This is a genomic window from Cohnella sp. 56 (assembly GCF_037963805.1).
Taxonomy (GTDB): Bacteria; Bacillota; Bacilli; order Paenibacillales; family Paenibacillaceae; genus Cohnella.
In genome coordinates this window covers 120,852-144,329 of record NZ_JAZDQE010000004.1, presented here as the reverse complement: position 1 = coordinate 144,329, position 23,478 = coordinate 120,852, and the positions used below count along the sequence as shown (strand labels likewise).

16 protein-coding genes are annotated in these 23,478 nt (G+C 65.8%); all 16 read left to right on the top strand.

Annotated elements, in window-relative coordinates:
* The first annotated feature begins 14 nt into the window (after positions 1–14).
* Positions 15–2,210 (top strand): ATP-binding protein, encoded by a 2,196-nt coding sequence (locus VQ071_RS08950; protein ID WP_340513613.1) that lies wholly within the window; start codon positions 15–17, stop codon positions 2,208–2,210.
* 129 nt (positions 2,211–2,339) lie between these two features.
* Positions 2,340–2,936: a DUF4255 domain-containing protein gene (locus VQ071_RS08945; RefSeq protein WP_340513612.1), complete on the top strand. Its 597-nt coding sequence runs from the start codon at positions 2,340–2,342 to the stop codon at positions 2,934–2,936.
* Positions 2,933–3,733 (top strand): hypothetical protein, encoded by an 801-nt coding sequence (locus VQ071_RS08940; RefSeq protein WP_340513611.1) that lies wholly within the window; start codon positions 2,933–2,935, stop codon positions 3,731–3,733. The genes VQ071_RS08945 and VQ071_RS08940 overlap by 4 nt, the downstream gene beginning before the upstream one ends.
* A gap of 368 nt (positions 3,734–4,101) precedes the next feature.
* On the top strand, positions 4,102–5,811 hold the full coding sequence (locus VQ071_RS08935) for a phage tail sheath family protein (RefSeq protein ID WP_340513610.1): 1,710 nt from the start codon (positions 4,102–4,104) through the stop codon (positions 5,809–5,811).
* A gap of 67 nt (positions 5,812–5,878) precedes the next feature.
* Positions 5,879–6,313, top strand: coding sequence for a phage tail protein (locus VQ071_RS08930; RefSeq protein ID WP_340513609.1), 435 nt, complete (start codon positions 5,879–5,881; stop codon positions 6,311–6,313).
* 283 nt (positions 6,314–6,596) lie between these two features.
* Positions 6,597–6,977: a phage tail assembly protein gene (locus VQ071_RS08925; RefSeq protein WP_340513608.1), complete on the top strand. Its 381-nt coding sequence runs from the start codon at positions 6,597–6,599 to the stop codon at positions 6,975–6,977.
* On the top strand, positions 6,917–7,168 hold the full coding sequence (locus tag VQ071_RS08920) for a DUF6760 family protein (protein ID WP_340513607.1): 252 nt from the start codon (positions 6,917–6,919) through the stop codon (positions 7,166–7,168). Before VQ071_RS08925 ends, VQ071_RS08920 begins: the two co-directional genes overlap by 61 nt.
* Before the next feature lie 8 nt (positions 7,169–7,176).
* On the top strand, positions 7,177–7,626 hold the full coding sequence (locus VQ071_RS08915) for a phage tail protein (protein ID WP_340513606.1): 450 nt from the start codon (positions 7,177–7,179) through the stop codon (positions 7,624–7,626).
* Positions 7,627–7,679: 53 nt separating this feature from the next.
* Positions 7,680–12,854: a hypothetical protein gene (locus VQ071_RS08910; RefSeq protein ID WP_340513605.1), complete on the top strand. Its 5,175-nt coding sequence runs from the start codon at positions 7,680–7,682 to the stop codon at positions 12,852–12,854.
* Positions 12,855–12,868: 14 nt separating this feature from the next.
* The gene (locus VQ071_RS08905; protein WP_340513604.1) at positions 12,869–13,495 is read left to right on the top strand and encodes a CIS tube protein; all 627 of its coding nucleotides are present in this window, start codon (positions 12,869–12,871) and stop codon (positions 13,493–13,495) included.
* Between the two features lie 7 nt (positions 13,496–13,502).
* Positions 13,503–14,600, top strand: a complete 1,098-nt coding sequence (locus VQ071_RS08900) for a phage late control D family protein (protein ID WP_340513603.1) — start codon at positions 13,503–13,505, stop codon at positions 14,598–14,600.
* The gene (locus tag VQ071_RS08895; protein WP_340513602.1) at positions 14,597–15,310 is read left to right on the top strand and encodes a phage baseplate assembly protein V; all 714 of its coding nucleotides are present in this window, start codon (positions 14,597–14,599) and stop codon (positions 15,308–15,310) included. Before VQ071_RS08900 ends, VQ071_RS08895 begins: the two co-directional genes overlap by 4 nt.
* 47 nt (positions 15,311–15,357) lie before the next feature.
* On the top strand, positions 15,358–15,759 hold the full coding sequence (locus tag VQ071_RS08890) for a GPW/gp25 family protein (RefSeq protein WP_340513601.1): 402 nt from the start codon (positions 15,358–15,360) through the stop codon (positions 15,757–15,759).
* A gap of 29 nt (positions 15,760–15,788) precedes the next feature.
* The gene (locus tag VQ071_RS08885) at positions 15,789–18,884 is read left to right on the top strand and encodes a baseplate J/gp47 family protein (protein ID WP_340513599.1); all 3,096 of its coding nucleotides are present in this window, start codon (positions 15,789–15,791) and stop codon (positions 18,882–18,884) included.
* 142 nt (positions 18,885–19,026) lie between these two features.
* A complete protein-coding gene (locus tag VQ071_RS08880) occupies positions 19,027–21,312 on the top strand; it encodes a putative baseplate assembly protein (protein ID WP_340513598.1) in 2,286 nt (761 codons plus the stop codon).
* Between the two features lie 43 nt (positions 21,313–21,355).
* The gene (locus VQ071_RS08875; RefSeq protein WP_340513597.1) at positions 21,356–23,464 is read left to right on the top strand and encodes a phage tail protein; all 2,109 of its coding nucleotides are present in this window, start codon (positions 21,356–21,358) and stop codon (positions 23,462–23,464) included.
* The last annotated feature ends 14 nt before the right edge of the window (positions 23,465–23,478 follow it).

Below are 23,478 nucleotides of genomic sequence, written 5' to 3'. Positions count from 1 at the left end.
GAGGAGGCGCGCCATTGAGCGGCGACGGAATGTATCGGGACGGGGCGCAGTTATTGGCGGACGAGCTGCTGCTGCTCGAGGAAGGCCTCCAGACCTTGCTCGGGCCGGAAGGAGAAAATCCGCTGGCGGACCCGCTGGCCGCGCTGAAAGGACTCGTCGTGACGCCGGGCGAACTGATCCGGCCGAGGGACGAGGAGGAAGTTCCCGCGGAGCGCTGGGAAGACTTCGTCCGGCGGCGGCGCGAGGCGGAAGAACGGATGGCGGAAAAAGAGCGCCGGAGCGTGCTTCACGGCATCGCACTGCCGCTGGCCGAGCTGACGGAGCGGCTCGGACTGTCGCGCTGGGAGCGGCGGCTCGTCGTGCTCGGCCTCGCCGGCGAGTGCAGCCGCCGCTACGAAAAATGGTTCGGCTATCTGAACGACGACGTGACGCTGAAGTCGGCCACGCCGGACCTGGCGCTGCGGCTGCTGTGCGATTCGGCGGACGAACGCGCCGCAGCGAGGCGCGCGCTCGCAGGACCCAAGGCGCGCCGCCTGCTGTTCGATGCCGGCGAGGAGGCTTATGCCGGAGCGCCGGGGCTGCGCGATCCGCTCCGGCTCGATCGCCGCATCGTCAGCTTTGCGCTGGAGGCGGAGGCTGTGGATTGGCGGCTCGACGGCATCGCCCGCCTGCTGGGGCCGGCCGACGGCGACCTGCCGGAGTTGCCTGACGACGATGCGGCATGGCATACATTGCAGCCGCTGGCGGGGGACAAGCCGCAGACCGGCTGGCCGCTGGTGCAGCTATGGGGACCGGCCGGCTCGGGCAAGCTGCTCCGGGCCCGTCGTCTTGCGGCCTCCAGAGGGCAGCCGTTGCTCTGCGTACGCGTCGACCGGCTGCCCGCCGATCCGCTCAAGCTGGCCGCCGCGCTCGCGCGCATCGCCAGAGAGGCGCTGCTCGGCGGCGCGGCGCTCTGCTTCGCGGAGGGCGAGAGCGGCAAGGCGCCCGAGCCGGCGCTGCTCGGCGTCTTCGGCGACGCGCTCGGCGACTATGCCGCGTTCGCCGCGCGGCCGCTCGTCTGCTGGACGAGCCGGGACAGACGCACGCCTCACGCCTTGCCCGGCGCAGAGGGACGGACATACTGGCAGGCCGAAGCCGGCCTGCCGGATGCCGCGCGGCGCGCGGCGCTGTGGCAGCAAGCTGCGGCGCATGGCCGAGAAGGCGTACCGGGCCCGATGCCCGGACGCTACGAGGAAGGCCTGTTCGAACAGCTGGCCGACAAGTACCGGCTCTCGCCGGGCCAGACGCAGCAGGCGTGGAGGCTGGCGCGCGTACTGGCCGCCGGCGCCGGCCGCGCCTGGCCGGAGGCGGCCGAGCTGGAGGAAGCTTCGCGCGGCCAGTTCCGCCACCGGCTGTCCGAGATGGCGGAGCGGATCGTGCCGAAGCGGGGCTGGAGCGATCTGGTGCTGCCGGCAGAGCCGCTGGCGCTGCTGAAGGAAGCTTGCGGACGATTCGCCCATCGCGGACGCGTGCTCGAGGAATGGGGCTTCCGCGACAAGCTGCCTTACGGTACGGGCCTGCATCTGCTGCTCGCCGGCCCGCCCGGCACGGGCAAGACGATGTCCGCCGAGATCGTCGCCGCCGAGCTGGGCCTCGAGATGTACCGGATCGATCTGTCGCGCATCGTGAGCAAGTATATCGGCGAGACCGAGCAGCGGCTGCGCGAGCTGTTCGCCGAGGCGGAGCAGAGCGGGGCGATCCTTTTTTTCGACGAGGGCGACGCGCTGTTCGGCAAGCGGACCGAGATCAAGGACGCCCACGACAAATACGCCAACATGGAGGCGGCGTACTTGCTGCAGCGGATCGAGGCGTACGACGGGGTGACGATTCTGGCGACGAACCTGCTCCAGAATCTCGACGAAGCGCTGCTGCGGCGCATGAGCGCGGTCGTCAAGTTCCCGGCGCCGGACGCGGGCGACCGCGAGCGGATTTTCAGGGCGCATCTGCCGCCATCGGTGCCGACGGACGAAGACCTGGATCTGGCTTTTCTGGCTGCGCGGCTGGACGTGGCGGGCGGACATATCAAAAATATCGTGCTGACCGCAGCCTTCCTGGCGGCGGGAGAGGACAGACCGATCGGCATGGCGCATCTGGTGCGGGGCGCCGCCCAGGAGCTGCGCAAGATGGGGAAAATCTGGGTCAAGGACAACTTTGCGCCCTACGACGCCTGAATGCGATACCTGAAAAGGTTGCAAGTTTTGGATAGCCACTGGACGCAAATGCCGATATAATAAAAATATTGGCGAAAATTGTAGGAATCTCTTGGGATTCTTAGCATATATTTTATGCCTTCGGGAGGGGTGGCATCTATCGGGTCTTATACCGCGATCGCTGAAGTCGGTTCGAGCCTGCTCAAGCTGCTGCGCGAGCAGTTGTCGCCCGATCCGGTCGCCCGTCCGGACTTGATCGGCCTGGCTTCTCCGGCGGACAAGGGAGACCTCAGCCTGTCCCTGTATCTCGTCGGCGTCAGGGAGAGTGGCGACGCCCGCAGGAATACGATGCAGACGCAGGGCGGACAGCTTCGATACCCCCCGCTGGCGCTCGATCTGACCTACCTGGTCACGGCGCACTCCGCAGCCGAGCCGCTGGCCCGCACGCTGGACGAGCATCTCATGCTGGGCAAGGTCGTGCAGGTGCTGTACGACAACGCGGTGCTGCGCGCGCCGTATCTCGAAGGATCGCTCGCCATGAGCGGAGAGGAGCTGCGCATCACGGCGGAGAACCTCGACACGGACCAGCTCGTGCGGCTGTGGCAGTTCGGCGACCTGCCCTACAAGCTGTCGCTCGTGTACAAGGTCGGTCCGATCCTGCTGGAGTCGAACCGCGTGAAGCCGGGACCCCGCGTCGTCGAACGGCGCATCACGCTGCAGGACATCGGGGGAGGGGAACGGCCATGAGAGCGGAGTCAACCTCGGTATACCGCTGCTCGCTGGTCGTACTTCCCGTCGATGCCTGGACGGGGCGCGCCCTGTCCGGTCCGGACGTATCCGTCCGGCTTGAAGGGCTCCCCGGCAGGCCGCTCCGCACATCCGACGGCGGTTGCGCTTTCATCGACGTGGCAGGCACGGCCTGCACCGTCGTCGTAGAGGCGCCGCTCCGCCTGCCGTGGCGCAGCGCGGTCGACCTGACGGCACTGCCGAAGCAGGCGCCCGTCGTGATCGCGCCCATGCTGCCCGGCTCGCGGCTCGACCCGCCGCCCGGCGCGACGGGACTGCGGCTGCGCATCGCCGATGCCGCCGGCAAGCCTGTGCCGGGCGTAGCAGTGTTCGCCTGGACGGAGGAAGAAGGCTGCGGCCGCGGCCGTCTGGCGGACGATTGCAAGGACGGATCCGCGGCGCTGCGATACGCGCCCGAGAACGGCAGGCTGCTGCCGGGCGATCCGTTCGTCATCATGGATCGCGGCGGCAAGGCCGTGGAGCGGTGCCGTGCCGGGCCGGACACGGGTCAGCCGGGGGCGCTGGCGCTCGAAGCGCCGACCGCCCGCGACTGGCGGCGGGGCGCGATGCTGCTGCCCGCATCGGCGGCGCGCACCGACGGCGACGGGATCGTGACGCTGCCGCTGCGCGGCGCGTACCCGCCAACGTTCCGCGTGAAGGCCGAGCTGACCCTCGGCGGCGCACGGACGCGGGCCGATTGGACGGCGGCAGGCGGCGCCCTGGCTTGGCAGGAGCAGATACAATGGCCCCCCGGGTGAGGGCGGTCCGGCGGCCGCCGGACCGCATCGATCGAAGGGGGGCGACCCTGCACGCCAAGTCGCGGATCGCTTAACGTCAACGCTTCGCAATTCCGACCGGTCGAGAGACCGACGCCGGGCGGGAGTTCTTGAACGCAAATATGACGTCGGAGCGCTTCGCCGCGAGGCGGAGGCGCGGCGTCATTGATTCAGAATCAGAGGGTGGGCGGGCAGCGGGTCTTCGCTATCGTTAAGTCGGCATGGCCGGCGATACGAGACGCTTCGCTGCCGCGCATCACCTATCCCAACACCGGAGAGGAGGAACTGGCTGCCGGCGGATGCCACATCGCGTACGACATCAGGACGCATCCGCAAGGGAGCCGGGGAATATGGCAGAGTATTTATCGCCAGGGGTATATGTGGAGGAATTCGAGAGCGGGTCCAGACCGCTCGAGGGCGTCAGCACGAGCACGGCAGGTTTTATCGGACTGGCCCAGCGCGGCGCGGTAGAAGGCTTGCCGCTGCTTGTGACCGGACCGGCGGACTTTCAGCGGGCATTCGGATCGTATTTGTCCGAGAGCGCATTCGGCAGTTACCGTTTTCTTGCTTATGCGGTCGAGCAGTTTTTCATGAACGGCGGCTCGCGCTGCTACGTCATGCGGGTAGCGCCGCCGGACGCGAAGCCTGCGTCCAATGCGGACAATCTGGCGGACGTCCTCTCCATCTCCGCCAAGAACCCCGGCGCATGGGGCAGTCTGGTCAGCGTATCGCTGGCGCCCGCCAGCAAGGCGAAGACGCAGATTTACGAAGTGACCGACAAGCGCTATCGCGTTAAAAACGCAAACGGATTTTACGCCGGCGACGTCGTATCGTTCGCGGACGGTGACGATGTGCAGCTTGGCCGGATCGTCAGCGTGCAGGACAACGTCATCGAGCTGGCCGAGCCGCTGGCCGGCGACGTCGTCGACACTGCGCTGCTGCCGACGAAGGTGCTGTCGACGAGCGAATTTACGCTGACCGTCGTCTTTGGAGACGAGGTCGAGATTTTCGAGAAAGTATCGCTCAACCCTGAAGCGCCGTCTTACCTGGACAAGGTGGCCGGACGCTCCAACCTGGTCGACATCTGCGCGCTCGTCACTTCGACGGCTGCGGTCGCGCCTCTCGAACAGTTGACCGGCAACGCCGAAGGCGTGCTCGAATTCGTCCTGACCGGCGGCAGCGACGGCACCGTCGGCAATCTGTCCGCCGCGGACTTCATCGGCGAAGACCGCGGACCGGGCCGCCGCACGGGCATCCAGTCGTTCATCGACAACGACGTGGTCAGCATCATGGCGATCCCCGGCGTGACCGATCCGAACGTCCAACTGTCCCTGGTCGCGCATTGCGAGAATCTGGGCAGTCGCTTCGCCATTCTCGATATTCCGCGCGAGAAGACGAAGGTGGCGGACGTCATGACCCACCGCAATCTGTTCGATTCCAGCTATGCGGCGCTTTACAATCCGTGGCTGTCCGTGTTCGACCCGCTCGACAAGCGCAATATCTTCGTGCCTCCGTCCGGCACGATGGCAGGCGTGTACTCCCGCTCCGACACGACGCGCGGCGTACAGAAGGCGCCTGCGAACGAGGTGCTGCGCGGCGTCGTCGGACTCGACGTCCAGTACAACACCGGCGAGCAGGATATTCTGAATCCGGCCGGCGTCAACCTGATCCGTTCGTTCACCGGTCAAGGCATCCGCGTATGGGGCGCCCGCACCGTCTCTTCCAACTCCCAGTGGAAGTATATCAACGTTCGCCGCCTGTTCATTTTCCTCGAGGGATCGATCAAGGCAGGTACGAACTGGGTTGTCTTCGAGCCGAATACCGATCAGCTCTGGGCGCGCGTGCAGCGCACGATCGACGCCTTCCTGACACGCGTATGGCGCGACGGCGCGCTCGTCGGGTCCAGCCCGTCCGAAGCGTTCTTCATCGATATCGGCCGCTCCACGATGACCCAGGACGACATCGACAACGGCCGCCTCATCTGCGTCATCGGCGTCGCGCCGGTCAAGCCGGCCGAATTCGTCATCTTCCGCATCACGCAGAAGACCGGCTCCGAATAAAGCCAGCCTAACTTGATCGCGCCGTCCGGACCGGAGGCGCTCATGATATTCACGGAAGGGGATTCCCATGACAGGAGAACGTACGGATCCGTACCGCAATTTTAGATTCCGCGTCGAGCTTGAAGGTCTGCAGCAGGCGGGCTTCAGTGAAGTGTCGGGCTTCGACGCTTCGTTCGACGTTATCCAGTACCGCGAAGGCAACGAGGTCATCACGCCGCGCAAGCTGCCCGGCCTCGCGCGCTACGGCAACATCAGCCTCAAGTGGGGCGCTACCGATTCCCTCGAGCTGTGGGAATGGATTCAGGACTGCGTGAACGGCACGGTCGAACGCAAGACCGTCACGATCATCGCCATCGACGAAGAAGGCACGGACGTGGCGACCTGGCAAGTCATCGAAGCTTGGCCGGTTCGCTACACCGCGCCCAACTTCAACGGTCAAGGCTCCGAAGCCGCTATCGAGCTGCTCGAGCTGGCGCACGAAGGCATGACGCGTTCGCAATAACAATCAGAGCCCTGACGGGCGGCGAGAGGGCTGACCCGCGGCAGCGATTTTTTGCGCCCGCGGAGCGGCCTTCCCGCATTTAAGTCGGAGCATCGCTGTGTCGTACCGCCTGCGCTTTTGTTGCGCCGGCGGCGCGCGTAGCCGATTGCAAGAAGTGCAGGTCCGCTATGCCGGACCCGCGTTTCTTGCAGTTCGCCGTTACCGCACATGACCCGGCCGACGGGCGGTTTAGTCCGACAGACCGGCGTTTCAATATGAATTCAACGAGTGGAGGACGCCATCCATGGCTTTTCAAACCGAATACGACTTCGAGCTTCCGCGCGGATACGTCGACGATGCCGGCAATCTGCACAAGCGCGGCGTCATGAGGCTGGCCACGGCCGCCGACGAGATTTTGCCGATGCGGGACCCGCGCGTCCAGCAGAACGCCAGCTACCTGACCGTCATCCTGCTCGCGCGGGTAGTCACCCGGCTCGGAGAGCTCAAGCATGTCGATACCAAAGTCATAGAAAAGCTGTTTACGGCAGACCTCGCCTACTTACAGAACATATACCGCCAGATCAACGATCTTGAAACACCCAAGCTCGAAACAATTTGTCCGAAATGCGATCACGAGTTCGAGGTGGAAGTGGATTTTTTGTCCGTAGCGGAGGGCCTCTCGTAACGTATCCTGCCGAGCGTCTGTACGAAGAGGTGGGCTTCATCGCCTATTACTTCCACTGGCCGCACGACGAGATTATGGATATGGAGCATCGGGAGCGCCGCCGCTGGTGCGACGAGATCTCCAAGATCAACAAGAAGCTGAATGACGAGCCGGACAAAAACAATCCGTTCGACGTATTCGGCAGGAGGTGAGCTTCCAGATGACGGCAAACGGCGTTGCACGCGACGTGCTCGGCAGCTTCCGGTTCGACGTGGAGCTGGACGGTATGCTGGTGGCCGGTTTCTCCGACGTGCAGGGGCTCGAGTCGCAGACGGAGTTCGAGGAGTATCGCGAAGGCGGCGTGAACGGGTACACCCATCGCCTGCCCAAGGGCACGCGTTATTCCCAGATCGTGCTGCGTCGCGGCTTCTCCTCGTCGTCGGCGCTGTGGGACTGGTACGATCAGACCGTGCGGGGGACCGTGACGCGCAAGAGCGGCTCGATCATCCTGTATCGTCAGGACGGCGAGGAGCTGTGCCGCTGGAATTTTTTCGAGGCGTATCCGGTGAAGTGGAGCGGTCCGTCGCTTGACGCCCGGTCGAGCGATATCGCCATCGAGTCGGTGGAGCTTGTACACAACGGCATCAAGGCGATTTTTAATCGGAAATAGAACGGCGGCAGGCGGGTGAGCGGAAGGTCAGAGCGGTCGGAAGGAGGGGTAGCATGAAGCGAGCCAGAGGGGGAATTCCCCCTGCCGCGGAGCTTGGGAGAGCGCGGACGGAGTATGCGTCCTTCGCCGAAGCTATCAAGCGCAAGTACGCGTCGCTTCGCGGACAGGGCCGTGCTGCCCGTCCGGCGCTCGTCTTCCGCGCGGCTCCGGCTTCCGGCAAGCGCCGGCAGGAGGCGCAGGCACCGCGTTCGCAGCTTCGCGCGGGTACTTCGCCGGCGATCAAGCTGCCGGCGCCCGTCCGGGGGCCGGTCGAGACCCGCACGATCGTCAGGGAGCGTATCGTCGAGCGGCATACGGTCGTCGTCAAGGAAGTCGAACGCATCGTGCGCGAGCAGCGGATCGTGCGGGAGCTGGCCGTGAACGCGCCGTATCAGGCTGCGCCGCGGCCGGGCGTTGAGACGGTGGCCCCGCAAGAGCGGCAAGTGCGTAGGGATCGCGATGAGGTTGCGCCGGGGAGGCGCAAGGATCGGGGAGAGGCGGCATCGAATGGGCGCACCGGGCGGTCTGAGAAGGCGCCGTCAGAACGGATGGAGCGGTCTGAGAGTGCATCGCATGGGCGCACGGAACGAGTTCAGAAGGTGCAGCCAGGAAGAGTGGATCAGGGCGAGAAGGCCCCGCTTGAACGCATGGATCGGGACGAGGCGGTGTACGACAAGGCGCGACTGGAGTCGGGCGGCCCGTCTGTCCACAACCGGGATGGGCGGGATAGCCCGCGCCCTCATGCCGATCTTCCGCCCGTGCGGCAGAATAAGCGGGATGTAACATTAGAGCAGCCGGGCAGACCGCAGACGCGCGTGCCGGGAATCGGCGACCGGCCGGCGTCCCGGGCCGGCGCTCAAGAGTCATTGATGAGCGCACGCGGCGTCAGCGGCGCGCCGGGCGGGCTTGCAGGTTCGGACCGGGACAAAGGGCGGACGGGCGACGGCGGCTTGGGCGTGGACGGGAATCGTATCCGGCAAGGTTCGGGCGATGTCGCGAGCGCAGAGACGTCAGGCTTGGAGCAGGAAGCTGTAGATCATGTCCGGCTGCTATCGGAGCCGGGCAGTGACGCTGCCGGCCTATCCGGGCAACTGCCGCATGACGGCGCGTCCGCGCTTGGCAGGGATCGCGTTTTGCCGGCAGGCAAGGCGGAGGCAGCCCAGCCCAGGGCGTCCGGTGCTGCTGCGGCAGGCGAGCTCGGCAGAGGCACAGGAACAGGAACAGGAACAGGAACTCCGGCTGCGCAGCAATCGGGACGGCAGAACGACATCCGCCGCCAGATGCCGCTGCCAGGTCTCGGCTCACGGCAATCCGCACGGGAATCGTCGCGCCAGATGCCGCGGACGGGTATCATCGCCGTGTCGGTGCCGGCCGTGCGGCAGCTGCTGGCGCGGCTGACCGGCGGCGTTCGGAGCGGGATGTCCGACAAGCGCACTATGACGATCTCGTCGCCCCGGTACGTGTACGCGATTGGCCGGCGGCATCGCCGCGGCGGGGAGCCGCGCTCGGATGCGGGTGCGCCACGCGGAACGACGCCGTCTGCGGGATCGGCCGCAAGACGGGCGATCACCGAGGCTGCTGCAGCGATCCCACAGGTCGGCGCGCAGTTTTTAACGTCTCCGGATTCGTCCGCGACACCGATGGCGGGACTGGGCCGAAGGAGCGCTGCTGCGCCCGATCTGACGAACCGCAGCAACCGGGAGCCGCTGCCGCTTGGCGGCAGCGAAGCGAATGCCCGCAGTCGTATCGAATCGGATGCTCGCAGTCGCACTGAATCGGATATACGCAGCCGTTCGGAGCAGGGGAGTTCCTGGGGAGCATCTGAACTTGGCGTCGATAGAGTAGAGACGAACGACGGACGGAGCGACGGGCGGGTCGGCATACGTAGTGGCGATGCCGCTCGCGCAGGTCAATCCGGCACTGCGGCGAACAAGCCGGACGGCTCGGTTGTTGTCCGCGGCGTTGAAGAAGATCGGCTTCAAGCGTCGATCTCAACGGATTTTTCCCGCAGCCAGCCCGGCTCCACTGTGCGCGAAACGCACGGGAAGCTGCAGGGCGGCGAACTTGACGGCACGCATGATGCTCCGGCGCGAAGCGCCGCCGACGCTCCAAGCGGCATCCGGTCCGCCCAACTGCGCGCCAGAGCCGGATCGGAACGTTCCGGACAAGCGCGTCCGGCTGGAGAGCCAAGTCTGGAGCATATTCAGGAACAAACTCGTCCAAGCGTTGCGTCCGACTTCGACTTCGAACAGGCCGCTTCATTGAATAACGAAGCGCCGGCGATGGCTCCTAGGAGCGAAGACGAGTTTGTCGATGCAAGTCATGCGAATACAGCGCCGCAGCTTTTCGCCGGAACGACGAGAGAAATGCGGTCAACTGAAAAGATAGAAGAGACAGAAAAGATAGAAGGGACAGAAAAGATAGAAGAGACAGAAAAGATAGAAAAGACAGAAAAGATAGAGGAAAAGACTGACGGAGCATCCGCCATCGAAGCGGAACACTCGGGCTATGCCGAGCAACGCGGTTCCCGGGACATCGGGAGCGTGCGGCCGTCCGGGTTGCTCAAGCTGACGCTTGCAGCGAGAGCGGTCGGCGGTTCGCGTGCGGCGCCGATCGGGATTCTGATTCACGGCGGCGTACGGCGACCGGCAGGCACGGGCGTTGCGCAGGCGGCCATGCTGAACCGGGACTACGGCTCCCGCTGGCGGCTCGCCGCCGAGTCCGGCGATCGGGCCAAGCAGTCGGATCAAGCGCCGGCTCGGCCGGAGCCAGACGAGCTTCGATCTCAGCAGCAAGAAGCTGCTGCGCGAAGCCAAGAAGAGACCAGGCCGGTCCGCAGTCTGTCGGGCAGATTGGCCCAGCGCAGAGAGGCGAACGAGGAGGCGGGGCTTAAGCGAACCGCATCGAACCGGTCCGAGAGAGCCGACTCGTTCGGGTCCAAGGAAGCCGAGGCTTCCCGGCCCACTTCGGCAGAGCGGCAGCGGTCCGAGAGGACAGCTTTGCCCGGTACGGGCAAACCGTCCTCTCAGCCCGGCCTGCAAGCAAATGCCGTCTCCGCGGAGCCAGTGAAGCCGCCGGTCATACAAGCGCGCGAGATCGGGCGCACCGGCGTTCGTCAGGCAGGTATCCGGCAGCCTGTACGCCCGGAGAGCGGACAGAGCATCCCGGCGTCCAAGCTTGTGCTGCGGCGGACGCTCCCGCGGGGCGCGACGGGCGGATCGCATACGGCAGCGTCCGGTCTGCGCTTCGCGCGGGCCGCCAAAGCGGGCGAAGCGCGCGTCCAGCGGTCGGATGACGCCATGAAGTCTCTGGCCGATCACGCTGCTGCGGCTGCGAGACCAAGATTCAAGCTCGGCGCGGTCGGAAACTTGACGAACGCAGCGCGCCAGGAGACTGCGGGAGGGCGAGCGGGCATACGACTCGGCCATTCGCATAAGCCGCAAGGCCGTCGCGAAGCAGCCGACAACGGTATAAACGGAAGCGGCGAATCGTCTTCTGCCGCGGTGCGAGCAACCATTCGAGCTACGCCGACAGAGCGCGGTTCCCGTCTGTCGGCCGCAGCGGCCGGCAGCGCCCGCAGCGATTCGCCGCGACTGGTGCTTAGTCGCGGCTTGGCGCCGGGATTGTCGTCCGGCCCGCTTGTCGGCAGACGCCGGACGCTAGACGCCGCGTCTTCGCTTTCTGCGAACGCACGGCCATCCGGCACTCGCGGCGCAGCTCGCGATGGGCATCAGCATCAAGCGGAGCCGACCGTCGGACATTTGCGGCATCCTGCTCGCGATGTCGGCCGAGCGCGCTCGGAGCGCCCGGTGGCGGATACGGAAGGAGCGAGCGAACGGAGTCTCGACGCGTCCGGCACGTCCGGCGTTCCTCCGGCTGCGGGAGCGGCGACGCTGCCGCCAGCAATGCGCGAGAGCGCGGCTATGCCAAGCAGCTCGCGGATCCCCGGCCGCATATTAGCTTCTGCCGGCTTGAGCCGGACAGGAGCCGGTCGGGGCGAAGCGGGCATCGGCGGAGCAAGATCGGCCGGCATCGGTATGCTGCACGTCAGACCGGGCCTGGTGCGGAACGGTTCGTTGGCTGTGCGGAAGACGACGCATCGAACCGATCGCACCCCGGCCAAGATCGCTCAGCCACTTCGCACGCTTAAGCGGGGAGAGAACGGGAGCGCCGTCATCGCCCCTTCAGAAGCTTCTTTTATAGAAGCAACTCGTTCAAATCGAAGCGACGCGCTGCCGGGAACTATGGCACACAGAGGCACGAAAACCGGCCAAACGCAGCGGCATCAATCCCGGCCGGCGACTCATGCCCCGGCCACGGCGCGCGTAGCGGCGCAAGGGATAGCTGGCGCTAATGCAGAAGCAACTGGCACAGTCGGCGCAACTGCCAGAGGCGCGATGAGATTGCGCCGCATCGGCGGCGCAGAGTCTGCCGGCTTCGCGCCGGGCGCGCGCGCGACCCCGTCCGGCACAGCGCCGGTGAGACAAGCGCGGGGCGCTCTGATCCCGGCGACGTCGAGACACGCGCCGGGCGTTCGAATGGCGCCGTCCGGCTCTGCGACGACGAGACAAGCGCCGGGTGCCCGGACGACCTTGTCCGTCCCGGCACCGGCACGCCCCGCGCCGGGCGCGCGCATGTCGCCGTCCGGCCGTCCGGCCGGCGATCCGGCGGCCCCCGCCGTGCCCGGCAGCGCGCATCGCCGCGGCCGCTTGCCGTCGCCGGCCGGCCTCGCGCCGCGCCGCAGCGGCACGACGGCCTTGCCCGCTGCGCCTGCCATCGGCATGTCGCATCGCGGCGCCACCGCGGCGCCGTCTGCGCCGGCCGAACCCGCGCTTGCCGCGGCGGCAGCGCCGTCCGCGCCTCCAGCGGCCGCCGGCTACGCCGCGCCCTCGCCGCTGCGCTACGCGGAGCGGCCGCGCGCAGCGGCGGCTTCGGCCCCGGCAGCGGCGATGCCCGCTGCCGGGCCTGCGCCCGCCGCCGAGCTGGAGCTGCGCCGCCAGCCCAGACCCGCGGCCGAGGCGCAGCCGCCGGCACCGCCCGAGCCGCAACAGCCGCCGCAGCTCAGCGCCGAGCAATTGCAGCAGGCGGTCCGCGCGATGCCGGAGCTCGATCCCGAGCGGCTGGCCGATACGGTGTACACGGCGCTGATGCGAAGGATGAAGTTCGAGCAGCGACTTAGCGGATATTGACGGAGGAATCCACGATGGCCCTTTCCAAAGCCAAAATCGTTATCATCAAGAGCAATTCGCAGGAGACGGTCGACGTGCTGTTCAATCCGGGCGAATACGTGCTTCAGGCCGGCAACAGCTACTCCTGGCATTCGGTGCCGGGCTTGCAGTCTCCGATCGCCCAGTTCGTGAGCGGCGAAGCGACGACGCTGACGATGGATCTTTTTTTCGACACCTATGAAAAAGGAACCGACGTGCGAACCCATACATCGAAGATCAGCGGCCTCTTGCAGGTCGACAGCGATCTGCATGCGCCCCCGCTGTGCCGGTTCGTATGGGGCTCGCTCAACTTCAAGGGCGTGGCGGAGAAAGTATCGCAGCGGTTCACGATGTTCCTCGACACCGGCATCCCGGTGCGGGCGACGCTCAACGTGACGCTGCGCGCCGTGCTTGGCATGACCGAGCAGTACCAGCAGGTGCCGCGGCAGTCCGCCGACCGCACCAAGCAGAAGACGCTGAAGCAGGACGAGCAGCTATGGATGCTCGCCGCCGAGGAATACGAGGACCCGTCCAAGTGGCGGGCGATCGCCGAGGCGAACGGCATCGACAATCCGAGACGGCTGCCCGCGGGGCGCAAGCTGACGATTCCGAGATTGGAGTGAAAAGCGCGTGACGGTAAAGTTCGATACGACAACCTACGACCTCGCTGCTTTGGAGAGCAAATACCGTTCGTTTTTCGCGCCGTCCTTCGAGATACTGATCGACGGGCAAAACCTGGTGCGCCTCGGCGCCGCCATCCCGTCGCTGCGCGTCACGTCGCGCACCGGCATGTTCTCGGACCACTTCAGCTTCCGCATCGCCAACGCCTTCGACCCGGTCGCCCGTTCGCTCAAGTGGCTCGGCTCTCTCGTCGACGTCGGCAAGTCGATTACGATTAACATGGGGTATACGGATCGCTTCGAGACGGTGTTCGAGGGGATCGTCACCGGTGTCGGTGTCGACTATCCGACCGGCGGCCTGCCTGTCGTGAGCGTCAAGGGCATGGACAAGTCGATGCTCATGATGCGCAGCAAGCAGTCGAGCCAGTGGAAGGACAAGCAGGCGAGCGACGTCGTCAAGCAGATAGCCGCCAAGTACGGACTGACGCCGGTCGTCGACGACACGATGACGCCGGTGCCGCGCATCGAGCAGCATCGGGTGAGCGACTTTCATTTTCTGCATTCGTTGGCCTTCGACAATGAGCGCGACTTCATGGTGATCGGCTCGAAGCTGTATTTTAAAAAACGCAATACGTCCGCTGCCGAGGTGCTCACGCTCACGTACGGCAAAAGCCTGCTCAGTTATTCCGCCGAGGTCGATATTTCCAATCAGGTGACACAGGTCGTCGTGCGGGGCATCGATCCGGATACGCATCAGGCGATCGAAGCGAAGTCCAAGGCGGTCGACGTCATCGGCACGAACGGCCGCTCCGGGCCCAATATCGTAGGCGCGCTGTCGTCCTATCTGATCGAGACCGAATTCATGGAGTATACGACGGTGGCGGCGGCGCAGAAGCTCGCGGATTCGATGATGCACGACAAGGCGATGGAGCTCGTCACCGGCTCCGGGACGTGCATCGGCCTGCCCGAGCTGCGGGCCGGACGGTTCATCAAACTGGAGAACGTCGGCAGGCAGTTCAGTCAGCCGATGCTGCTCAGCAACGTGACGCATGCCATCGATTCAAGCGGCTTCGTCACCAGCTTCAACGTGGAGGGGAATGCCATATGATGGGGCAGGATAGCCCGGGCCTGCGGCCGAATGCGGGCAGCGTGAATGGCGTCATGGTCGCCACGGTCACGAACAACAGCGATCCGGAAAACCGCAATCGCGTCAAGCTGAAGTTTGCGGTGCGGGAAAACGACAATGAGACGGACTGGGTGCCGATCGCCTCGCTCATGGGCGGCGGCGGCCGGGGGACGCTGTTCGTGCCCGAGGTCGGGGACGAGGTGCTGGTCGCGTTCGAGATGGGCAGTCTCAAGCTTCCGTACGTCATCGGCAGCCTGTGGACCAAGAACAGCCTGCCGCCGGCCAAGCACGACAAGAACGATATTCGCAAGATTCGCTCGCGAGGCGGGCATGAGCTGCTGTTTCAGGATACGGACGGCGACGGCAAGATTACGATCAAGACCTCCAAAGGCTTCAAGCTCGACATCTCCGAAAAAGAGAACAAGGTCGAGGTGGCGACGAACGATTCGAACCAATCGGTCGTGCTGACCGGAGGCGCGACAGGGACGGTCGTCGTCAAGTCGGCCGGCGCCAAGATCACGCTGGACAAGAGCGGCAAGATCACGATTGAAGCGCCGAATGCCGTCGAGATCAAGGGGACGCAGCTCAAGATCGAGGCTTCCGCCCAACTGACGCTGAAGGCGTCCGCGAGCATTGACATGAAGAGCGACGGCATCATCAATATCAAAGGTTCGCTGGTCAAGATCAACTAGCGCGCCCGTCGGCGCCACTCGCGCCGGCGCGCGGGAAGGAGATGCATATGTCCGCTTCATTTCTCGGCAAAGGCTGGCGCTTCCCCGTCGGGGTCGACGCCACGACCGGCCGCATGCTCATGTCCGAAGGCGAGGACGACATCGCGGAGGCGATCCGCATCGTGCTGATGACGTCGCGCGGGGAGCGCGTCATGCGCCCCGGCTTCGGCAGCGGGCTGGCGAACTATGCCTTCTCCGGGCTGGACGAGACGACGCTGCGACTGCTCGAGAGCGACGCCAGAGAGGCGATCGTCGTCTGGGAGCCGCGCGTGAAGGACGTGGAGGTGCGCGCGCAGACGGACTCGTCGCGGCCGGGCCGCATCCTGCTGTCCGTCGACTACGTGGTCCGTTCGACCAACAACTTGTTTAACCAGGTGTATCCTTATTATCTCGACGAAGGCACCAAATAAAGGGCAGCGCAGCGGGAGGACTCTAGGGCATGAAGTCAGATTCAACGGACAGGACGGGCATTCGCCTGCCTCCGCCGATCGACGGCAGCGATATCGCCGCGTTCGCGGAGCGATTCAGAGCGATGGCGCCCCACTATACGCCGGAGTGGCGATTTTCGCCGGACGATCCCGATGCGGGCACCGCCTTGTTTTTTCTCGCGGCGGAGATGCTGGAGGAGAACGTCAAACGTCTGAACCGTGCGCCCTTGAACAACTTCATCGCTTTTCTGGAGCTGCTCGGCGTCAAGCTTCAGCCCGCCAGGCCGTCCCGCTCGCTGGCCGTGTTCCGTCTGGCCGAAGGCGCCTACGAGCCTGTCTACGTACCGCAGGGAACGCAGCTGGCGGCGGCCGCGCCGGACGGAGGGGAGGATATTCCCTTCGAGACGGAGCAGGCGCTGCTGGTGACGCCCGCGCGGCTCGTCGAGTGGATCAATGTCCATCCGCAGCGCGATATTATCGTGCGCGCCTCCGGCGCGTACGAGGACGAGCAGGCGGCCGGCGCCGCGCCCGAGATCGCGGTGTTCGGCTCGGAAGGGGACAATCTGCAGCGCCACGAGCTGTACATCCGGCACGACGAGCTGTTCGAGCTGGACCATCCGGCCCGGCTGACGATCTCCTGGTTCAACGCCGCAAGCCGTTACGTCGAGCCGGAGCTGGCGCGCGGGATGGCGAATACGGAGCATCTGGAATGGTCCTGGTACGACAAGGCGGGCGAGAGCTGGCGGCTGTTCGACCGGGTGACGAGCGAGCGCAACGAAGTGACATTGTGGAAAACGACCGCCGGCACCCTGGGAACCACGGACGTCAACGGCGAGGAGGGGCGCTGGATTCGGGCGCGGGTCAAGCCCGATCCGCACGAGCTGGCCGCCTCTCCGGCGCTGTCGGCTCTCCCCGAGGCGGAGCTGTTATCGCTGCGCGGCCAGCACGACCTCGCGGCCGATCCGGACGGCATCCCGCCCGCCTTGCTGTACGCGGGCGATCTGGAGCTGGACCCGGCGGGCTTCTTCCCGTTCGGTCAGCAATTCGTGCAGTATTCGCTGTTCCATCTCTCCTGTCCGGAAGCGTTCAGCAAGCGGGGCAGCCGCATGACGCTGCGGTTCGATGCGAGCTGCGAGCCGTGGGAGCTGCGCATGGCCCCCGATCCCGAGGTGCGGTGGCGGATGGTCATGCGGTCGTCCGACTTCGATCGCAAGCCGCCCCAGCGGTTGTTCGTGCGCCGGATGCTGTGGGAATATTGGAACGGCGAGAGCTGGATGCGGCTGCCCGGCAGCGGACGGTACGAGGAATTGTTCGCCGACATGTCGGACCGCGAAGAGAAGAGCTACGCGCTCGAACTGGACTGTCCGGCCGATTGGCAGCGCACCTACGTCAACGGCAATGCCGATTGGTGGCTGCGCGTGCGCGTGGCCGCGATGGACACGGTCAATCAGCCGGTCGTCTCGTATATGACGCCCCGCCTGTCGCGCCTGTCGCTGACATACGCTTATCCGTCTGCCGCCCGGCTCGCGCCCGAGCAGGCGCTGTCGCTCAACAATGCGGAGTGGACTGACAAGTCGGCACAGCTGCGTCAGGGCGGAGAGCCGTTCAAGCTGTTCACGCCGATCGCTTGTCCCGCGCCCGCCGTCTATCTCGGCTTCGACCGGCCTCCGCTCAAAGGGCCGATCCGTCTGTCCTTTCAACTCGGCAGGCGGGTGCCCGCGGACGGCGGCATGCCGTCGGTCGAATGGGAGGCGCTCGTCCGCGAGGGACTGACGCTGAATTGGGTGCCGCTGAAGGGGATGGACGCCACAAACGGATTTACGGAGTCCGGCACCCTTCAGTTCGCAGGCCCGCCCGGGCTTATGGCCGTCCGGTTGTTCGGCGAGGAGCGGGTATGGCTGCGCGCGTTGAACCGCGACGGCGCCTATGGGATCAAGGGCGCGAAGGTTCCGTCCGTGCTGCGCGTCGACCGCAACGCGGTGGCCGTCGTCCAGCGCCGCACGCTGCACGACGAGTACCCCGAGCGGTCGGAAGACGGCTGGCAGCTCGCGTCCGCGCCGGTCGTCTCGCAGGAAGTGTGGGTCGACGAGACCGGCTTCGTGAACGATCAGGCATTGTCCGAGATGGACGAGGACTGCTGCGAGGTCCATCGCGACAGCGAAGGACGGCAGACACGGGTGTGGATTCGATGGCTCGCGGTAGAGTCGCTGGCCGCCTCGTTCCCGCACGACCGGCATTATGAGATCGACGAAGCTTCGGGCAGGCTGCGCTTCGGCGACGGCAAGACGGGCATGGCGCCGCCGCTGGCGGGTACGGATAAGATTCGCGTGACGTATCAAGTGACCGAAGGCGCGCGGGGCAATGTGCCGGCTCTGTCGATTCGAAGCTTGCTGCAGCCGATCGCCTTTGTCGACAGCGTCGGCAATCCGGCGGCGGCGGTCGGCGGCGGCGACGCGGAGCCGCTCGCGCGCGCGATGGAGCGGGGCCCGCAGCATGCGCGTCACCGCGGCCGGGCGGTGTCGGCATCCGATATCGAGTGGATCGTGCGGGAAGCCGATCCGTCGATCGTGCAGGTGCGCTGTCTGCCCGGCCGCGATGCCGGACTGCGGCGCTCGCCAGGCAAGGTCGCGGTCGTGGCACTGCCGCTGGGCAGCCGGGAAGGCATCGCTTTTTTCCCGGGTATTAAAAAGAAAATCGAAGCGGCGATGCGGGACAAAGCTTCCAATCTGCTCTTGCAGGGCGGTCGGCTCGCCATCCTGCCGCCCGCGCTGCTGGAAGTATCCGTCACCGTAGTCGTCCGCGTCAGCTCCGCGGACGATATCGTGCCGGCGGAGGCGGACTGCCGGTCGGCGCTGAACCGCTATCTCGATACGCGCAGCGGACAGCTCGACGGGCGCGGCTGGCAGATCGGAGAGACCGTCCACGCCTCGGCGATGTACGGCCTGCTTCAGTCCGTGCGCAAGGTGGAGTCGGTGGAGCTGCTGCATGCGACTATCGTCGTCATCGAGCACGGCGAAGCTCGTGAGGTTCCGGAATCGGCGCTGGCAGATTACCCGCACGGCATCGTTGCCTCCGGGGTCCACACGGTTACGGCGAGACTGGGCTAGGCGCGATCGTCGGACGGCCCGGAAGCTGAGGGCGCGCATGCTTGCTGCGTGACGTGACGTGAATGGTGTAAGGGTTCGCGCGATGCCTCATGCGTCCTGCGATAGGCATGCGAGATAACGAAGGAGAGGAGGTGCGGTGCCAATGCTGCCCAGACTGCCGCTGGACGACCGGACATTCGATAGCATCATGCAGGAAGCGCGCCAGGGTATCCAGCGCAGGCTGCCGGAGTGGACGGACGAGAATGCGCACGATCCCGGCATGACGATGCTGGAGCTGTTCGCCTGGATCAGCGAGATGCAGCAATTTTATTTGAGCCGGGTGCCGGATCGCAACCGGCGCAAGTTTTTGGAGCTGCTGGGCGAGGCGCCGCATCAGACGACAGCGGCTTCGGCGCTGGCCTCTTTTTCCGAAATACGCGACACTGTGCGTCTGCCCGGCGGCACGAAGCTGCTGGCGGAGGACCAGGTGTTCGAGACGACCGCCCCGCTGACGCTGCGGCCGATCGGCATCGACCGGATCGTGACGCGGACCGAGCGCGAGGCGAGCGACCGGACGGCGTCCAACACGCAGGGCGATGTCGCTTTCTATGCGTTCGGCGCGGACGCGAGGTCCGGGAGCCGATTGTACGTATCGTTCGACCGGGAGCCGCCGGTCGGGGAGCCGATCGAGCTGACGATCCTGCTGGCGGAGGAGGAGGCGACCGGCTTCACCGGCGGCGCTGCCGCCTCGGCCGGGGAAGCCGGCGCGTACGGACGTCTGCTTGCGTCCAGGGAGGCGCATCCGGATATCGTGCCTTCCGCGCGCGTAGCCTGGAAGAGCTACGCCTTCGACGAGGCGACTGGCGCTTCCGCATGGCTGCCGATCGAGCCTGTCGTCGACGAGACCGTGCACTTAAGCTTCAGCGGACGGGTCACGATGACGCTCGCCGCGCCGCTTCGGCCCGTGCTCGTCCATCCGGCCAACGACCGGCCCAGATGGTGGATCTGCTGCGTGCTGGAGGAAGAGGGCTACGAGGAGCCGCCGCGCATCGACCGGATCATGCTGCATACGGCGCTCGTCGTCCAGCGCGATACGAAAAGCGAGACGCTTGAATACGAAGTACCCGAAGAAGGCCCCGTGATTGCAGCCGCCGATACTTACCTCTCGCGCTTCGGCCTGGGGCGCGTGCAGGTAAGGGAGCCTGACGGTCGCTGGCGGGAGTGGCGGGAAGTCGCGGATCTGCAGGCGGCCGGTCCCGAGGACCGCATATACGCCTGGACCGCGGACCCCGGCGGCGGAATCGCCGCGGCGTTCGGCGACGGCGAGTCCGGCATGCGGCCGCCTGCGGGTCCGGGCCGGGTCCGGCGCATTCACGCCGACCGCTCCTTTGCGGACAAGCGATGGATCGGCCGCAGCAACGGCCTGCCCCGGCAGCGGTTCGTCGTGTACGATCTGCCCTGCCGCAGGCGGGAACACTTTGTGCTCCAGGTCGGCATCCCGGGGACCGCCGCAGGCGATTGGCTATGGGAGGACTGGCAGCCGGTCGAGGACTTCGACCGTTCGGGGCCACTAGACCGCCACTATACGTACGACCCCGACACCGGGGAAGTGCGCTTCGGCGACGATGAGCGCGGCGCGATCCCGGTGGCATGCGAAGAGCCCAACCTCTGTCTGGTCGCCTGCGTCCTGGGCGGCGGTTCGCGGGGCAATATCAAGCCGCATCTGCTGACCGAATGGGTCTCGGATGCGCAGCGGGCGCTCGGCGTGTCCGTGACCAACGCAGGCTACGGATTCGGCGGCGCCGAGGGCGAGGACGTCGGCGACTGCATCGCCCGGCTGCGGCAGGAATGGCTCAAGCCGCATCGCGCCGTCACGGACGAGGACTACGCCGCTATCGCGCAGTCTACGCCGGGCCTGCGGGTAGCCAGGGTGCATGTCATCGCCGGATACGCGCCCGGCCGTTCGGAGCCGGCGCCCCATGCGGTGACGGTCGTGGCGATGCCGTACAGCCGTCAGCCGACGCCGAAGCCGAGTCCCGGTTTCCTGCAGACGGTCGCCAGGCATCTGGACGAGCGCAGACTCATCGGGACCGAGATCCACGTGATCGCACCGGAATATATCAAGGTGACCGTACATGCCGTGATCGTCGTCGAGCCTCAGTTCGCGCAGGAAACAAAACGGATCACGTCCGTTCTGAATGCGCTGCTCAGTCCGTCCGGGAGCCTCAAGTCGCCTTCGGGCTGGCCGTTCGGCCGTCCGGTGTACCGGGGAGATGTCTTCGCTGCGCTGAGCCGCATCGGCGGCGTGTCGTACGTACAGGATCTGTGGCTGGACGGAGAAGGAAGATACGCGGCCAAAAGCCAAGGCGGCGACGTGCTGCTGCCGCCGAACGGACTCGTATATTCCGGCGAGCACCGGATCGAGCTGCTCAGCCGGACCCAGGTTTGAGCCGGAAAATGGGCTGTGTCATGCAGAAGGGAGGTGAGCGGCAGTGAATGAAGAGGCTTTATTTTTTTCGGTGAACGTGCCGGCGCATTGGAGCCGCCGGGGCTGGATGGAGAACCTGGACAACGGAGAGACGCTGCGCCTGCGCAGCGATGCGCGCTACGGCGTCCTGGATACGGCGTCCTTCGGCGAGCTCGAAGGCATCGGCGCGGTCAACGCATTCGCCGTCGGTCCCTTCGCGCGGCTCATCCTGCTGGACGACGCGGGCGATTTGTGGCTGTACGACCGGCATAGCCGGCATCACGAGCGTCTGTTCGTGTCCAGACACGGGCTGTTCTCGGCCTCCGCCATGCTCGCGGCAGCCGGCGAGACGCTGTTCGTCGCGGATCCCGACGGCGAGCGAATGCTGGCCGCCTACGATATGGACAGCGGTCAGACCCGCTGGAGCCGCACGGGAGAATGGATGGACGGCATTTACTGCCGCCCTCTCGCTCTCCATTCCGACGGTCGCAGTCTTTACGCGCTGACGCTGGCTGAGCCGCCCGATGAGGCGGGAGATGCGCAAGCGCGTCCCGCCGGCCCGGCGCTGCTGCGGATCGTCAGGCTCACCTTATCGGGCGGGCTGGTCGCGCTGATCGGGGACGACAGGTTCTCGCTCAAGCTGCCGGCGGACGGCGGACCTCCGGGCAAGCCCTTTTTGACCGTATCTCCGCTTGGAGATATGTACGTTTACGACAGTCTCGGACGGACGCTGTTCGCCTTTTCGCCCGAGGGCGAGCTGACGACGCGCATGCTGCTGCCCCCTTTGTCGTTCGCCGGCCTGGCCGTCGACTCGAACCGGCAGATCTATGTCGGCGATTCGCGCACCATGGAGTCGGAGGGGGAGGACGACCGCTTTATTTTGCAGTTCAACGAGGCCGGCGAGCCGATCGGCAAGGTAGGCGGGTTCCGCGGCAAAGCCGACGCGATCCTGATCGACGGCAAGGATCGGATGTATATATTGAACGGCGAGCAGCAGACGCTGGCCGTGCTCGATCTGCAGCCGCAGACGCTGGCGATGGCGGGCGCGGGCTCGCTCGAAGGCTACTGGCTGTCCCGCGCGTTCGACAGTGCGGACCGAGAGACGGTGTGGCACAAATTTACGATGGAATCCGACGTTCCGGACGGGACGCAGCTGCGCGTGCGCTACTTCGCGGACGATACGGGGGTCAGGATGATCGCGGGCTCGATCCGGCGGATCGACGACTGGATCGCCCGCACTGATCTGAGCGCGTCGGAGAAGCTCAAGGGACTCGCCGATTTTTGGTCCGAGCCGGTTGTCAATCCGACGGACGCTTTGTTTTTTGGCGCCAAGGGACGGTACTTGTGGATGCTGGTCGAATGGATCGGCAGCGAACGCAGTACGCCGGCGATGCGTCGCATGCGCGTTTATTTTCCGAGGCAGACGCTGCTGTCGTATATGCCCGCGGTCTATCAGCAGGAGTCGGGAGGCAAAAGCTTCCTCGAGCGCTATCTGGCGCTGTTCGGCACACTGTTCGACGAGATGGAGGCGCGGATCGACGGCGTGTCCAGACAATTCGACCGGGAGACAGTGCACGGCGAACAGCTCAGATGGCTGGCTTCGTGGCTGGGGCTCGACACGAACGAATATTGGAGCGACGACGCGATCCGGCGCCTCATTCGCGCCGCGCCGGACATGTACAGGCACCGGGGCACGCGAAAGGGCATCGAGACGGCGGTGGAGACGCTGACCGGCATGAAGCCGATTATCGTCGAGCCTGCGCAGTACAAGTCGCTGCGCGAACGGGGGGAGTGGCGCGAGGTCATCGACCGGCTGTACGGCAACGATCCATTCACGTTCTCTGTGCTGCTGCATCCGGATCAGGCGCGCAGCGACATGGAGAAGGTGCTGCTGAGGCAGCTCGTCGACGACATCAAGCCGGCGCATACGGAGGCGAAGCTGGAATGGCTGCAGCCCTGGATGTATCTCGATCTGCATACGTATCTGGGCGTCAATACGGTGCTCGCGGAGCCTTCGATCTTCACGCTCGGCGACGGCCGCTCGATGCCGAACGACACGTTGATCGTGGATGCGAACATGAACCGCCGGCTCGATGCGCATATGCGACTGGGCATGGATTCCGAGATGGAGTGAAGGAGCGGACCCGC

Bases quoted from the DNA above. Each gene is read 5' to 3' on its own strand.
- VQ071_RS08940 (WP_340513611.1), top strand. From the start codon at position 2,933: ATGAGAGCGGAGTCAACCTCGGTATACCGCTGCTCGCTGGTCGTACTT.
- VQ071_RS08935 (WP_340513610.1), top strand. From the start codon at position 4,102: ATGGCAGAGTATTTATCGCCAGGGGTATATGTGGAGGAATTCGAGAGC.
- VQ071_RS08930 (WP_340513609.1), top strand. From the start codon at position 5,879: ATGACAGGAGAACGTACGGATCCGTACCGCAATTTTAGATTCCGCGTC.
- VQ071_RS08925 (WP_340513608.1), top strand. From the start codon at position 6,597: ATGGCTTTTCAAACCGAATACGACTTCGAGCTTCCGCGCGGATACGTC.
- VQ071_RS08920 (WP_340513607.1), top strand. From the start codon at position 6,917: ATGCGATCACGAGTTCGAGGTGGAAGTGGATTTTTTGTCCGTAGCGGA.
- VQ071_RS08915 (WP_340513606.1), top strand. From the start codon at position 7,177: ATGACGGCAAACGGCGTTGCACGCGACGTGCTCGGCAGCTTCCGGTTC.
- VQ071_RS08910 (WP_340513605.1), top strand. From the start codon at position 7,680: ATGAAGCGAGCCAGAGGGGGAATTCCCCCTGCCGCGGAGCTTGGGAGA.
- VQ071_RS08905 (WP_340513604.1), top strand. From the start codon at position 12,869: ATGGCCCTTTCCAAAGCCAAAATCGTTATCATCAAGAGCAATTCGCAG.
- VQ071_RS08895 (WP_340513602.1), top strand. From the start codon at position 14,597: ATGATGGGGCAGGATAGCCCGGGCCTGCGGCCGAATGCGGGCAGCGTG.
- VQ071_RS08890 (WP_340513601.1), top strand. From the start codon at position 15,358: ATGTCCGCTTCATTTCTCGGCAAAGGCTGGCGCTTCCCCGTCGGGGTC.
- VQ071_RS08885 (WP_340513599.1), top strand. From the start codon at position 15,789: ATGAAGTCAGATTCAACGGACAGGACGGGCATTCGCCTGCCTCCGCCG.
- VQ071_RS08880 (WP_340513598.1), top strand. From the start codon at position 19,027: ATGCTGCCCAGACTGCCGCTGGACGACCGGACATTCGATAGCATCATG.